Annotated in this window: 15 protein-coding genes; 9 read left to right on the top strand and 6 right to left on the bottom strand. The window is 37.3% G+C overall.

Annotated features, from left to right (window positions below; genetic code table 11):
- The coding region (locus L6N96_00405; protein MCP8322627.1) for a right-handed parallel beta-helix repeat-containing protein at positions 1-1790 on the top strand (1790 nt) is incomplete at its 5' end.
- An 89-nt stretch (positions 1791-1879) separates the two neighbouring features.
- On the opposite strand, the gene L6N96_00400 is transcribed toward L6N96_00405, so the two are convergent.
- The 3 genes from L6N96_00400 to msrA form a co-directional block, all read right to left on the bottom strand.
- Positions 1880-2362 carry a metallophosphatase family protein gene (locus L6N96_00400; protein MCP8322626.1) on the bottom strand — a complete coding sequence of 161 codons (483 nt, stop codon included), beginning with the start codon at positions 2360-2362 and terminating at the stop codon, positions 1880-1882.
- 171 nt (positions 2363-2533) lie between these two features.
- Positions 2534-2935 carry a peptide-methionine (R)-S-oxide reductase MsrB gene (gene msrB, locus L6N96_00395; protein ID MCP8322625.1) on the bottom strand — a complete coding sequence of 134 codons (402 nt, stop codon included), beginning with the start codon at positions 2933-2935 and terminating at the stop codon, positions 2534-2536.
- A 16-nt stretch (positions 2936-2951) separates the two neighbouring features.
- Complete coding sequence (gene msrA, locus L6N96_00390; protein MCP8322624.1) at positions 2952-3431, bottom strand: peptide-methionine (S)-S-oxide reductase MsrA; 480 nt, start codon at positions 3429-3431, stop codon at positions 2952-2954.
- A 132-nt stretch (positions 3432-3563) separates the two neighbouring features.
- On the opposite strand from msrA, the gene L6N96_00385 reads away from it, so the two are divergent.
- The 6 genes from L6N96_00385 (at position 3564) to L6N96_00360 (ending at position 11288) form a co-directional block, all read left to right on the top strand.
- A complete protein-coding gene (locus tag L6N96_00385; protein MCP8322623.1) occupies positions 3564-4406 on the top strand; it encodes an SDR family oxidoreductase in 843 nt (280 codons plus the stop codon).
- A 105-nt stretch (positions 4407-4511) separates the two neighbouring features.
- A complete protein-coding gene (locus L6N96_00380) occupies positions 4512-4793 on the top strand; it encodes a hypothetical protein (GenBank protein MCP8322622.1) in 282 nt (93 codons plus the stop codon).
- Positions 4794-4962: 169 nt separating this feature from the next.
- Positions 4963-6330, top strand: coding sequence for a pyruvate kinase (gene pyk / locus L6N96_00375; protein ID MCP8322621.1), 1368 nt, complete (start codon positions 4963-4965; stop codon positions 6328-6330).
- Positions 6331-6485: 155 nt separating this feature from the next.
- A complete protein-coding gene (locus tag L6N96_00370; protein ID MCP8322620.1) occupies positions 6486-7481 on the top strand; it encodes an ROK family protein in 996 nt (331 codons plus the stop codon).
- A 64-nt stretch (positions 7482-7545) separates the two neighbouring features.
- Entirely contained in the window at positions 7546-9564 is a 2019-nt protein-coding gene (gene tkt, locus L6N96_00365; protein ID MCP8322619.1) for a transketolase, read from the top strand.
- 26 nt (positions 9565-9590) lie between these two features.
- Positions 9591-11288 (top strand): hypothetical protein, encoded by a 1698-nt coding sequence (locus L6N96_00360; GenBank protein MCP8322618.1) that lies wholly within the window; start codon positions 9591-9593, stop codon positions 11286-11288.
- Positions 11289-11395: 107 nt separating this feature from the next.
- Here the strand turns inward: L6N96_00360 and L6N96_00355 are convergent, their stop codons facing one another.
- Together L6N96_00355 and L6N96_00350 are read right to left on the bottom strand one after the other, a co-directional pair.
- Positions 11396-11584, bottom strand: a complete 189-nt coding sequence (locus L6N96_00355; protein ID MCP8322617.1) for a MarR family transcriptional regulator — start codon at positions 11582-11584, stop codon at positions 11396-11398.
- Between the two features lie 73 nt (positions 11585-11657).
- Positions 11658-12308, bottom strand: a complete 651-nt coding sequence (locus L6N96_00350) for a class II aldolase/adducin family protein (protein MCP8322616.1) — start codon at positions 12306-12308, stop codon at positions 11658-11660.
- A 115-nt stretch (positions 12309-12423) separates the two neighbouring features.
- Here L6N96_00350 and L6N96_00345 point away from each other — a divergent pair, with 115 nt between their 5' ends.
- Entirely contained in the window at positions 12424-12849 is a 426-nt protein-coding gene (locus L6N96_00345; GenBank protein ID MCP8322615.1) for a CBS domain-containing protein, read from the top strand.
- Positions 12850-12856: 7 nt separating this feature from the next.
- Here the strand turns inward: L6N96_00345 and L6N96_00340 are convergent, their stop codons facing one another.
- On the bottom strand, positions 12857-13675 hold the full coding sequence (locus L6N96_00340) for a HEPN domain-containing protein (protein MCP8322614.1): 819 nt from the start codon (positions 13673-13675) through the stop codon (positions 12857-12859).
- A gap of 172 nt (positions 13676-13847) precedes the next feature.
- Here L6N96_00340 and uvsE point away from each other — a divergent pair, with 172 nt between their 5' ends.
- The gene (gene uvsE / locus L6N96_00335) at positions 13848-14750 is read left to right on the top strand and encodes a UV DNA damage repair endonuclease UvsE (protein MCP8322613.1); all 903 of its coding nucleotides are present in this window, start codon (positions 13848-13850) and stop codon (positions 14748-14750) included.
- Positions 14751-14961: the final 211 nt, after the last annotated feature.

Raw genomic sequence — 14961 nt, 5'->3', positions numbered from 1 at the left:
TTGTAGGCAATGGTGAAGAGATATATTCTTCTAATGATGAATGTGGCATATATGGTGACAATGAGGTTCTGTATAACGACGATCCAAACTCACAACACAACATCAGGATCAAGGGGAATAAGATAGCCGCAAATGTAAATCATGGCATATACCTGGAGTATGTGAACGGTGTATCAATATCATCTAACCTGATCAGCTCAAATATAGGAGACGGTATATCATTATACAAATGTCCGATAGTTTCTATAACACACAATAAAATTCTTGTGAATGAATATATATATGAAAATAATGCTGGAACAGATGAATGTGGAATTCATTATGTAGGCGATAGTCTTTGGAATTTAGATGAAATAGCCTTAAGCCTGACGATAAGCAACAATAAGATAATGGGTAACATCGGTGCTGGTGTACATATAGAAAACACAGAGAATATAGTCATAACATACAACGAAATACTGTGGAACCAGGGCAGTGGTATAGAGATCAATAGACACCATTACATGGGACCAACTGGTAACGATGGTGAGTTCTTGATGGTGAAAAATGTATTGATAGCATACAATGTCATTAGCGAGAATGGCGGAATAGGATATATGTTGGATTTAGGTCCAGATCAATTTAATTCTATGTCTATGGGTGACGGCATCTATATGGATATGATTTCTGAGGTGGAGATCATATACAACAAGATAACAGGAAATAGAGGAAGGGGCATAGGTATAGGTGAAGGTATAATCTTTACTATTGCTATAACAGCAAATTCCAACAACGAAGTTCATGTAGGTGAAGACCTCCTCATAAAGGGCAATATAATAAGTGGTAACGAATATGCAGGCATATATGTGGATCACTTCGATTCTCCAGTGACAATAGAATGGAACACGATCCTTGGTAATGGTAACGAAGGCATACATCTATTCCATGTTGAGAACCCACAGATACTTCACAATACAATTATGTATACGTTCACAACCTTCATTAGAAATGGACCTGTTTGTGGTATTCTATCGATTGAATGTATGGGAGTAAGGATCGCATACAACACAATAGCTTACAATATGATCCATAACATCGATATTCTCCACTCAAATGATGTGATAATAGAACATAATAATATTATAGGAGCCATAGAAAATGGAATAAATATAGACTCACTAATGGAAGAAGAAGTAGGTTGTGAGGACGTTACTATTCAGTACAATAAGATATGCGACAATAAAGGTGATGGTATAAACTGGTATCGATCCTTTGGCTTGATATCGAACAACATGATAGGCTACAGCGGATCACTATCCGGAAATGAGAATGGGATATTCCTGCATGATTGTCGTAGCAACAACGAAGGTCCAACTACAATAAGTGATAATACGATACTCGGCAACTATGATGGTATCCAGTGTAGGGGCTCAGATCCAACAATAATTGGAAACTATATCGCCAACAACGTATACGGTATCTGGCTTGATATTGGTCAGGGCGATCCTTCTTATCCATTGATAGGCGGTTCTCCCACTAATAGGAATTATATAATAAGGAATTACAAAGACGGGATATGTATCGCTGATACTATATCAGATCCTGTTATCAATTACAATAACATATATGATAATGTAGGATATGGTGTCTACTGCAAATTCCCACTAGACGCTATAGATGCAGAGAACAACTTCTGGGGCGACATAAGTGGCCCAGGAAATCCAGCTACATTTGGTGTAGGTCCAGGTTCCGGCGATGAAATATCAAACAATTTTACGTATTCGCCATGGCTCGTATCGATAATACCGTAAATAAACATCCCCCCTTTATTTTTTGATTTTGTTTAAATATTCTAGTTACCTTTTTTTGCCTACTGCAGATAGTAGAACTGTTTCTTTACTCAAATTTTTAATATTCTTCCTATAATTTTTTCATTAATTATAAGAATTCCTAAAGACTTATGAATTGCAGGTAACTTACCCGACAAACTACCTGGATTGAAGTATAGAATATTATTTGTAACTTTGTTTTTTATCATATGAGAATGACCGTATACGATCACATCGACATATCCAAATTTCTTCTTTACCCTTTTCTCCAATCCGAATGGAGAACCTCCTTCTGATGGGTGGGTAACACCTATCTTGTATTTACCTACTTCAATAACTTCAATGCTTGGCAACTCTCTTCTGACCTCAAACGGGTCCATGTTTCCATAGACTCCTTTAAAGTTGCCAAGATTTCTCAAGTCATCCAGTAACCTCTTGCCAGTATAATCTCCAGCATGGATTATCAGATCCATACCACTCAAGACTTCGACAGCTTTCTTAGGAAGATCATCTAAACAATGAGCATGAGAATCAGATAATACACCTATCTTCATTTCCATCAAGAATTTCTATTTAATTAGTTCCGAAGATTTAACTTTTGTTTGAACAAAAAGTTAAACAAAAAAGAAAAGTATTAATGAAAAAAAGTTATTTTTATTCACTAGATAAAAGTTCTTTTAATGAATATCTGGGTAATTCCGTAATCCTTTCTCTTTCTTCAACTTTTATTTCTCTTTGAAATCAAGTGCTATCGAATTAATACAGAAACGAAGACCCGTAGGTTCAGGACCATCTTCAAATACGTGGCCGAGATGACCTCCACACCGGCTACAGAGTACTTCAGTCCTCTGCATCCCTAAACTCTTATCAGGTTTTATTTCAATACTGTCTTCCGAAGTTGGAGCCCAAAAACTGGGCCAACCAGACCTTGAATCATATTTTGTATCTGAGAGGAATAAATCATTACCACAACCAGCACAATTGTAAACACCCTTCTTTTTGTTGTCGAGATATTTTCCAGTAAATGCTGGCTCAGTCCCCTTTTCTCTTAGGACATGGTACTCTTCAGTAGCAAGGTTTTTTTTCCACTCTTTTTCTGATCTGTCTATCTTATTTTTATTTCTCATAACTCTATGCACCTTCTTAACAGATACCTTGATTCTTCAAACCACATTTTTCCAGATATTGTTGGTGGTAATCTTCGGCCATATAAAATACTGAAGCAGGCTTTATTTCGGTTACGATCTTATTTTTATATTTTCGAGATTTTTCTTGTTTTTTCTTTGATTCCTCAGCTTGAACTTTTTGCTCTTCAGTATGATAGAAAATCACCGATCTATATTGAGAGCCCACATCTGGACCTTGTCTGTTCAAGGTTGTAGGATCATGAATCTCCCAAAACACTTCTAAAAGCTCTTCATAAGAAACTAAAGAAGGATCATACTCCAATTGAACTACTTCTGCATGTCCCGTTCTATCAGTACACACTTCTTTATATGTCGGATCCTTCGTCATTCCACCCATAAATCCTACAGCAGTAGATAAAACACCTTTGACTTTGCGAAATGTATCTTCAACACTCCAAAAACAACCTGCTCCAAATGAAGCTTTAACTTTCACCATTTTATATACCACAACAATAATAGCATAACACTGTTATAAAAATATATTCATACAAGTATCTTATCATAATAATTATTATAAAGATTGGTGTCAACAAATTATCAACTTAATTTGGTAAATCTAGATAGATCTATGGCAAATAGAGTTTGTATGGTAACGGGAGCTACTTCAGGCTTGGGCAAGGTTACAGCCAAAGCACTCGCTGCAAAAGGCGCAACTGTGATTGTTTTAGGCCGAAATTCGGAAAAGGCCGTTACCACTGTTAGAAAAATTATAGATCAGACAGGCAACTCAAATGTTGAGTTTATCCTTGCTGACCTATCAATTCAAAGTGATATATACAATCTTGCCGAGCAATTTATGAGCCAATATCAAAAACTTGATGTATTGGTGAACAATGCTGGAGCGTTTTACTATAAGCGTCAGGAAACAGTAGATGGTATAGAGATGACTTTTGCCGTTAACTATCTGAGCCACTTTTTGTTGACTAATTTATTAATTGATACCTTGAAAGCAAGCGCTCCTTCTCGTATCATCAATGTCTCGTCTGGCATACATAAAAGGGCGAATATCAATTTTGAAGATTTACAGAGTAGACAAAAGTATTCAGGGGCAGGGGCATATGGTCAGGCCAAGCTCGCCCAAATTCTGTTCACTTATGAGCTAGCGCGACGTCTTGAAGCGACAAGTGTAACAGTGAACGCGGTAAACCCTGGATTAGTTGCGACTAAGTTTGGTTTGGATGGTAGCAGGGTCATGGGTTCTATGAAGCGACTGATTAATGTATTTAGTCAAAGTCCAAAGAAGGGTGCAGAGACGATAATCTTTCTAGCAACATCACCTGAAGTAGAAAATGTTTCAGGGAGGTATTTTGAGAAAAAAAGAGCGGTCAAATCATCCAAAGCCTCCTACAACGAAACAACCGCTCTAAGACTTTGGCAGATCAGCCTTGATTTGATCAGGGCATCTACTTGATTGTAGACCGAATTTGGTATATGCGAATCGGTAAGGTTAAATAAGTTAATTTCTCGTTAAGAGCCCTCTGATGAAATTGATAATTCGAATTGAAAGGTGTAGATTATGAGTTTTTGTCCGCTCCATAACAAAGTTTCACCAAATCGTTGGTGTATAGCTCACGGTGAATTTCATAGAGTCTGCTGCTGGACAAGTAAGTGTAAATCCATATTTGAAGAACATCATCCACTCTGTCCAGAGTGTGGAAAAGAGATGGAAAGAGTTGGTGATTGTTTATACCAACCGCATCCTGATCTGATCAAACCGAAACCAGATTTAATAAAAATCACAAAATCATTTTATGCCTGCTGGGATTGTCGAATAACTAAAGCAGTAGTATGGAAATAATCGGTTGAATAAATTTAGTAATACAAGTTAGTAATACATTCACTGATTAATGCTTCTAGATACACTCATAAAAAAACACAGTCAATATACCATTCGCTCAGAAGTAAAGACATTTTTCTTTACTAAAATACTCTTTATTTAGGCCCCTCGTACTAATTAAGGAAGTTAAATGCTGAAAAAAACTAAAATTATCTGCTCAATTGGTCCAGCCAGCCTTCAAACGGGAATACTGCAAAAAATGTATCAAGAAGGGATGAATGGTGTCAGGATAAATGCTGCCTACGGGACTCTTAGTCAATACAAGCTAATTATAGATAATATTCGAAAAACGGCTGATATTCCAATAATAATCGATATTAAGGGGCCTGAAATCAGGCTTCGAGCAAAGCAAAAGAAAATCACAAAAAAAGGAGATATTCTAAAGATAGGTTTTAAAAATGAGGAAATCAACTTCAACCATGATTTCTATGATGGTATGAGTATAGATGATGAAGTCTATATCGACAATGGCAAGATAAAGACTCAGGTTATTGAGAAGAAAGATGGAATATTAAGTCTGTTAGTAATGAACAACGGAGAAATTGATGATGGTAAAGGGGTAAATATCCCCAACAAAAAATTTTCAATTCCAACTCTTTCTATGAGGGACCTAGAGATCATTGAATTTGCAAAAGAAAATAATCTTGAGTTTATTGCTCTTTCTTTTACAAGGAATGTTCAAGATATACAAAATCTAAAATCTAAAGCTAAAGGCGAGATTATTGCTAAGATTGAAAATGCTGAAGGCTTAAAAAATTTCAAAGAGATTTTAGATGCAGTAGAATATATAATGATAGCAAGGGGCGATCTAGGTGTTGAAATTAAACCTGAAAACGTTCCTTTAGCTCAGAAATCTATAATCAGACTATGTAATCAAAAAGGCAAAACTGTTGTGACAGCTACAGAAATGCTCGAATCAATGATTTATCAGCCAAACCCAACTAGAGCTGAAGTTAGTGATGTAGCCAATGCAATATTAGACGGAACAGATGTGATGATGCTTTCAGGGGAGACATCAATAGGTCAGTATCCAGTAGAAGCTGTTTCGATGATGAGTAGAATTGCAAAGGAGACTGAAAAAGCAGTAGAAAGCAATGTTAAAAATGGTAAGTTCATCAGTATTTCGGATACAATAAGTAAATCAATTAAGAGTGTATGTCAAAGCATGTTAATTGACAAAATCGTGACCTTGACCAGATCAGGTTACACAGCGAAGATGATATCAAGATTTAAAATTCTACAACCGATAATTGCGGTTACACCAGAGAAAAAAGTCAAGAACCATCTTGAGTTGGTTTTTGGCGTATATCCTATAAATATAGATTATAGCAATGAGAAAGATCGAATAATGTTCTTAGCGAACCAACTTCGCACCATCGGTCTCATTAATGATGAAGATAATGTTCTTTTTACTGCTGCTGTTCGAACACGTACAAAACACGCGAGTAACCTAATTGAGATACATAATATTAAAGAGCTTATGGATTTCGCTAGCTAGCTCTTTACTGTGCACTCTTTAATTATGGATTAGCTAGTGTTTTGATAATTTCTGTTTGGTATCTAACTAGAGAGGAGTTAGAGGTAAGCAGTATATAGCCCACTGCATATTTTCCCGTATAAATAATTAATTACCCCGCCTTAATTAATTATAAAATGATGGAACGTAATGTTACGTCACTCCCCACATTAGGAGTCGACCTCGGAGGCACAAAAGTTAAAACAGCTTTAGTAGATGTTAATGGTCAGATTTTATCAGCTCATAAATATCCAACACATCCGGAGAAGGGCTCGGATAAGATTATCACAGACATCCTAACAAGTATAGATGAATGCCTTGACAAAGCTAGACAAGAAGCCAAGGTTTTGGGGATTGGCATCGCCGGACAAGTTGATTTTAAAGGAGTTGTGCACTACGCACCTAATCTGAAATGGCGAAATGTACCCTTAAAAGAGAAGTTAGAAGAGAAATTAGGTTTGCCAGTAATTGTAGTCAATGATGTGCGCGCTGCGACTTGGGGTGAATGGCGTTACGGCTCGGGAAAAGGTGTGGATGACCTAATCGTTCTCTTTGTTGGAACTGGCATAGGTGGTGGCGTAATAAGTGGCGGGAAGATATTAGTGGGTTGTAGTAATACTGGTGGAGAACTGGGACATATCACTATCGTTTACGGTGGTCGTAGTTGCCGCTGTCCCAATATGGGTTGTTTAGAAGCTTATGCTGGTGGTTGGGCGATAGCTGAACGAGCACAAGAAGCTGTTCGGTCTGATCCTGAAGCGTGGCAGTACTTGACTTCCTTAGCAGGCAGTATTGAAAATATCACAGCAGCTACCGTTGGCCATGCCTACCGAGAAGGGGACCAGAAAGCTCATCAGTTAGTGAAAGAAACCGGACAATACCTTGCTGCAGGTGCAGTGAGTATTGTAAACGCATTTAATCCCTGCCTCTTTGTTTTAGGAGGCGGTGTCATCGAAGGTTTACCAGATCTGATCCAAATAGTGGAAAATTTTACTCGAAAAAAAGCACTTGAATCAGCCCTTAAAAACCTAAAATTTGTAAAAGCTGCACTAGGTGATGATGCTGGCGTTATAGGGGCAGCTGCCTTGGCCCAAAATAAGATATACGGTCTCCATAAATTATCTGAATGGTAAAAGAATTACATGTTTATTTATAACATTTTCATAAAACTATATGATAATCAAGGAGGCTATATTGATGAAGAGTTTAGATGAACTCTGTATTAACGCCTTACGTTTCCTAGCCCTTGATGCTATTGAACAAGCCGGATCGGGCCATCCTGGTATACCTCTAGGCGCAGCACCAATGGCGTATGTCCTATGGGACAGGTTCCTTCGTCATAACCCCCGTAACCCCTTTTGGATCAACCGTGACCGCTTTATCCTCTCGGCGGGACATGGCTCGGCTTTACTCTATGCTCTTCTACACCTCTACGGATACGATCTACCTTTAGATGAATTGAAACGCTTTCGTCAATGGGGGAGTAAGACCCCTGGTCATCCAGAGTACGGTCTTACTACAGGGGTAGAGACAACAACTGGCCCTTTAGGTCAAGGCTTTGCCATGGGTGTGGGAATGGCGATGGCTGAAAGATTTCTTGCTAACTGCTTCAACCTACCGAATTTTCCAATAGTAGACAATTACACATATTCCATAATCTCTGATGGTGACCTTATGGAAGGTATCAGCTCTGAAGCTGCCTATCTGGCTGGTACATTACATTTAAACAAACTTATCTATCTTTATGATGATAACCACATTTCAATCGAAGGAGAAACGGACATAACATTCACAGAGAATGTACTTCAACGTTTTGAAACATATGGCTGGTTTGTTCTTCAAGTAGCTGACGGCAATAATCTATTGGAGATAGATAAAGTTATTCGAAGGGCTAAGGACGAAAAGAAGAAGCCCACCCTTATCATAGTTCGAACTCAGATCGGTTATGGAAGTCCAAAACAGAATACTGCAGTCGCCCATGGTGAACCATTGGGTCAAAAGGCTCTACTGGAAACTAAAAGAGCTTTAGACTGGCCCACAGAACCGACTTTCTACATTCCTGAGGAAACATTAAATCATTTCCATCTAGCCATCGCAAAAGGAGACAACCTAGAAATCGAATGGAACAACCTTCTAGATGACTATCGACATGAGGCGCCAGATCTAGCTTCCCAATTCGAGCAGGTAATAAAAGGCGAACTACCTGTCAACTGGAAAAGTTTCATTCCTTCTTTCAAACCCAAAGAAGGGCCGATGGCAACCCGCAACGCCTCAGGCAAGGTGATGAACGTGCTGAGTGAGAAACTTCATTCTTTAGGTGGAGCACCACACCACTTCTTAATAGGAGGTTCAGCAGACCTTGATCCTTCGACAAAGACAATTCTTACGGGTTATGGGGACTTCGGTTTCAGCAAAGACTGTGCACACAATATCCACTTTGGAGTTCGAGAACACGCCATGGGGGCCATCGCTAACGGTATGGCCCTATACAGCAATTATATCCCCTATACTGCAACCTTCTTGGTCTTTTCCGATTATATGCGTCCAGCCATAAGACTAGCAGCATTAATGCAGACCCATGTAATCTTCATATTCACCCACGATAGCATCGGTCTGGGAGAAGATGGTCCAACCCATCAGCCTGTGGAACATTTGATGAGTCTCCGGGCCATTCCAGGATTGACAGTGATCCGCCCTGCTGACGCCAATGAGACTGCAGTGGCTTGGGAAGTTGCAGTCGAGCGAAAAGGCCCAGTCTCCCTTATATTATCACATCAGGATTTATCAGTTCTGGACCCAGAGCATTATCCTATTAAGGAGGGTGTTCCTCGTGGCGCTTACATACTCGCTGAATCGGACTCTGGAAATCCAGATATCACTCTCATCGCAACAGGATCGGAAGTGCACTTGGCCCTAGACTCCAGCGTGGAGTTAAAGAAAAAGGGATTAAATGTACAAGTTGTCTCTATGCCGTCATGGGAGCTTTTTGAAGAGCAACCTATAGAATACAAAAAACACGTGCTTCAACCTGATGTGCCCAAACTTGCTTTAGAAGCAGGCGTCACAATAGGTTGGCCCAATTATGTTGGGGAGATGGGAGTGGTGATTGGTTTAGATCGATTTGGAGCATCTGCTCCTAGTGACATTGTTTACGATAAGTTGGGTTTTAATGTAGATAATGTAGTGAAACATGCTCTAGAATTGGTAAGGAGGTAAAAATTATTTTTACATAAGGTGGAAATATGAATCCATTAAGAGATTTAGAGAAATACGGTCAATCTATTTGTCTTAAACTTGGGAGATATCAGACTCTAGTAGACAAGCGTTTGGAGTACTGGAAAGAAATCGACTTTTTGAAAAGATTTTGGGCAAAAGACGCCACTTTATGGTTCCCAAAAACCGTCCCTGAAATAACCAACCGATTAGGTTGGTTGGTACTTCCTGAAATAATGAACGAACAACTCGAAGATTTTATATCTTTCGCGGAAAAAGTGAAATCAGAAGGTATACGCCATGTAATCCTACTTGGAATGGGTGGATCAAGCCTAGCTTCAGAAGTATTCCAGACTATCTTCGGAAATGCAAAGGGGTATCCTGAACTTATAGTTCTAGATAGTACTCATCCATCAGCTATAAGAACAGTCGAAATGAAAATCGATTTACGACATACCCTCTTCATTGTATCTAGTAAATCAGGAACTACTATTGAAACTTTATCCCTCTTTCGATACTTCTGGAAGAAAGTCGGTCAAATAGAAAAAGATCGTGGTAGTCACTTCGTTGCCATCACCGATCTTGGGACACCTCTGATGAAAATGGCTCAGGAGAGAGGCTTCCGTAACATTTTCCAAGCTCCATCAGATATAGGTGGAAGATATTCAGCTCTAACCGCCTTTGGAATACTGCCTGCCTCGCTTATCGGGATGGATGTTCAAAAGTTCCTTGATCGATCTTGGATCATGTCCGAAAATTGTTCATTAAGCATCTCCCTAAATGAAACTACAAGCTTAGTCTTAGCTGCAGCGCTGGGTGAACTAACCAAAATGGGTCGTGATAAGGTAACCTTCCTTACTTCACCATCGATAAGTAGTTTCTCTCTTTGGCTAGAGCAACTTATTGCTGAGAGCCTAGGTAAGGATGGTAAAGGTACGATCCCGATAGTTAATGAACCAATAACTTCGTCTAAGAATTATGCTGCAGATCGTTTTTTCATCTATTTTTATATTGAGAAGGATGATAATATTGAACTCGAAGAACTAGTAAAAGAGTTGGAAGTCAAAGGCCATCCAATAGTGTGCATCAAGCTAACTGATAAAATTAATCTGAGCCAAGAAATCTTTTCTTGGGAGATAACTGTGGCAGCAGTTGGTTCAGTGATAGGTGTACACCCTTTTAACCAGCCAGACGTGCAGATGGCTAAAGACTTTGCTAAGAATATGATGGCTAAAGTGGAAAAGGGAATATTAAACAAAAAAGATGTGGAAACGATATCGGTTGAAGACTCTAAAGCGTTAACCAAAGCTCTAAAGTGTTGGTTTGGCGAAGCTAAGGAAGGAGACTATATAGCGATACAAGCTTTCTTACCTCCCACTCCTGAGACGACAGAAGCCCTACAGAAGATTCGTCTTGTACTTTTAAACAATCTTCAATTGGCAACAACATCGGGTTACGGTCCCCGTTTCTTACATTCAACTGGACAATTGCATAAGGGCGGTCCCAATACAGGTCTATTTATCCAATTGATCGACGAACCAGGAGAAGATTTAGAAGTGCCTGAGACCAATTATACCTTTAATAACTTAATCCAAGTTCAAGCCTTAGGGGATTACCAAGCTTTAAAACAACTTGGCCGTAGAGTCTTGCGAATTAACTTAAAAAGAGATGTATCTGGTAGCCTCTCAAAACTGTTTGAGTTGATTTCTGATAACATCCAAAAATAGAAGAATAATATAATGGAATCGGTTATGATTGGACTGGTACGAATAGGGTTGACTAAACTAAACTAAACTAAACTTTACAGGTTTTTGGTTTATCAAACTTAAGAGATTCATTTATCAATAACTGGCGCATAAAAACACCTTTTGGGAGAAGTAATTTTTCCCTTCTTTTTCAGACTTGCTATAATCTTGGAGACTTCTTCCTTGTCGAGATCGACCATCTTTACAACATCTCCAGGTCTCACCGGTTTTCCCGCTTTTTCCATAGCTTCAAGTACAATTTGTTCTTTTTCTCCCAAATTATCCACCTTTAATTTAATTTAAATTATACTACTATTTTTAGTGAGATTGTTATAAGATTTACCTCTCAATTTAATAAGTTGCAAAATTCAAGTCAAAAATCTTTTTAAATCTAGATGCTTCTTTAGAGATATTAACAGGTTCTCCAATCTGAGATGAACCCCAAAATATTTTTGCCATTTTCTCGACTAATTCAGCCATCTTTATCGCATGTTCCACAGTTCTCCCACAGACCAAAACTCCGTGATTAGCTAATAGGACAGCATTCGTTGTACTTAAAGCCATCAGTGGCTTTTCTCCCATCTCATCGGTATGCGCTCGTCCGAATTCTGAGACATTAACTTCACCACCCAAAAAAACAACCATCTCCTCCAATAAGATAGGAATCTTTATTCTAGCTACAGAAAGCATTGTTGCATAAGGTGAATGTGTATGAATAACACATTGTGCTTTTGGACGAGCTTTATAAATAGCTACATGTAGTCTGTATTCTGAGGAGGCACGTTTGCCTTTACTTAATTGTGTACCATCAAATTTTAAATGAACAACATCTTCTTTTTTCATCGTCTCATATAGGTTAAAAGTTGGAGTAATGAGTAACTCTTGCTTTTTTGGTATACGAACACTAACATTCCCTTCACCAACATCTACAAGACCTTTAGAAAAAATGGCCTTTGCACCATTTACCAACTCCATTCTAAGATTGTCGAGACTAGGTTTCATAGGGTTAACAAATCCAATTAATTATATCATTATTAAAAATATGACGTGATTCATAAAACCTAAAAAATTCAAGATGAATATTTATATGGAATTATCTTAAGTTAAGATGACGAAAATGTCGGGCATTCTCATGGTAAGAGACGTTATGACGAAGAATGTTAAAACTGTAGGTATATACGAGAATGTAAGAGAAGCTGTTCAAAAGATGAACAAGTTTAACATTGGTTCAGTCGTAGTTGTGGATACTGAAAGAAGAAGACCAATTGGAATAGTAACAGAAAGAGACATATTAAGGATGGTGGAGCTTCACTCGGAGCCAAAATTATTTGAAATCAAAAAAATTATGTCTACTCCGTTGGTGACAATAAACCCTAATACTGACATTGAAGATGCAGCAAAATTGATGACGAAAAAACGAATTAAAAGATTGCCTGTTATAGAAAATGATAGGCTCGTAGGAATAATTACCTCCTCAGACATTATGAAAGCGAGTCCAAAACTTGTAAGTGTTTTTATGGACCTCTTAAGGGAAATTTCATAACTATCTATCATTCACTTTCAATATCGGTGACTTTTAGTAATTCTTCTTTTAAATAGAGTCTAGAAGAAAGTGCTTTTTCGATTGCTTTTTGAATATATATGCTCGGAATTTTTACGTCATTGAAAGTAATTTTCTTTTTCCCTCCATGAACAATAGCACTTCTTAAATCATAGAAGTTGCTTATCGTTTTTTCAATCTCATAAATTTCAGTTTCGTCATTTGCTATAAAGTTAGAGAATCTTCTTTTAAGATTATATTTATGAGATTTGCCAGTACTGAAAAGAGCTTCAGCTGCAATTACCAAGTTGAGAACAACCTCATCAAAGTGACGTCTATTATAAGCCTGTAATGCAAAAAAATGATAACGGAGAGCTAGACCGAGATATTCACCCATGATTTTTTCAGTATCCTTTTCAAATTCAAGAAAACGCTCTTTGGTTAAAAGAATTATTTTGCTCAGCTCACATTGAAGATCTTCCTTTAAAATGTTAACTTTCTTAAATTTTCTGAATGAGACTTTCTTTTTTCCAAGATCATTTATCGTCGATATTTCAAATGCTATGCCTTTATAATGAGTTACAACTATATTATGTGTTAGAGCATGTATCAAAAGAAAGAAATCAATGTATATGGTTGCATCAAGAAAAAAGTATGATTTATCCTCCGAACCAACGTAGGCAATAGCAAAAGAATCCGATTCTCTAGGAATACTAAACTCAATAGGACCCAAAACATTTTCAATAATCAGTCTTTCAGAAACTTGCAGCTTACTTATTAAGGGTGGTAACAACTTTCCTCTTAATAAAAATTCAACTTGATTTACCATTGTGTCTCAAAGAGCATATACAATAATTTGAGTTTTTATAAAATATATTATATATAATGATCTTCCATGTTATAACTTAGAACTCTGGGTGAACGAAGGAATTTCATATAAGCATGCTAAAACAGCATAAAAAATATTAAAGTTAACCAAGCAAAGTTTTGTATAAAATGGTTTGAAAATAGGTTATCCGTGTATAAATCGTTCTATTGGATGTAAAAGCAGTAGGACATTTCGCTTAAAGTCTTACTCCGAAGAGCGCTTAATAGAGACCATTAAGAATAATTTGGATTGTCTAGTTAAAATATTCAAATTTAATATAAAACACAATGTTTTATTTTTTAGAATAACTTCAGATTTAATCCCCTTTGCATCCCATCCTATCTGCAATTTTAACTGGCCAAATCATTTTAGAAGAAAATTTAAAGAAATCGGTCGTTTGATCAAAACACATGATATAAGAATATCTATGCATCCTGATCAATTCGTTCTCATTAATTCAATAGATGATGAAGTCTTCAAAAATAGTTTAAGAGAACTTATTTATCACGCACAGGTTTTAGATTTAATGGAACTAGACGCTTCTGCTAAAATACAGATACATATCGGTGGAGTCTATGGAGATAAGGAAAAGAGCATAAAGAGGTTTATCGAAAGGTTCTGGAAGCTTGATGAATTTATTAAAAAACGACTTGTGATTGAAAACGATGATAGGTTTTACAATCTAAAAGATTGTCTTCAGATAAATTCCCAGACAGGAGTACCAATATTATTTGACAATTTTCATCATGAGTTAAATAATTCTGGGGAAACGATAAGTGAGGCCTTTAAGCTATTTACAACAACTTGGAAAGAAAAAGATGGTATACCGATGGTTGATTATAGTTCTCAACAAAAAGGTAAACAGAAAGGTAAACATGTTGATTCATTGAATCTGGAGCATTTTAAAAACTTTTTAGAAAAAACAAAATCTTTTGATTTTGATATAATGTTAGAGATCAAAGATAAGGAGAAAAGTGCACTTAAAGCCATACAAGTTGCTTTAGAAGAAGATCGTCTCAATACATATCGACACTAGTATCGAAGATTTCAGACTATTCGTTCAATAATTCAATAATTGCAGAATTTGTACTTTAGTTTATCATTTATCATTCTGCCCACTTTCTCTTATCCCCTTCAAGAAGCCCTCTTCCTAGATGCACATCGTCTATATGTTTACTTAAGGTTTCAGAGTCAGGAAATTTCGAATCACACCAAGGACATCTTATCTCTTCTTCTACCAATTTTTT

It is taken from the genome of Candidatus Methylarchaceae archaeon HK02M2 (assembly GCA_024256165.1).
Classification (GTDB): domain Archaea; phylum Thermoproteota; class Nitrososphaeria; order Nitrososphaerales; family JACAEJ01; genus HK02M2.
Note: the sequence above shows the minus strand (reverse complement) of the source record. Positions and strands in the feature narration are given on the sequence as shown.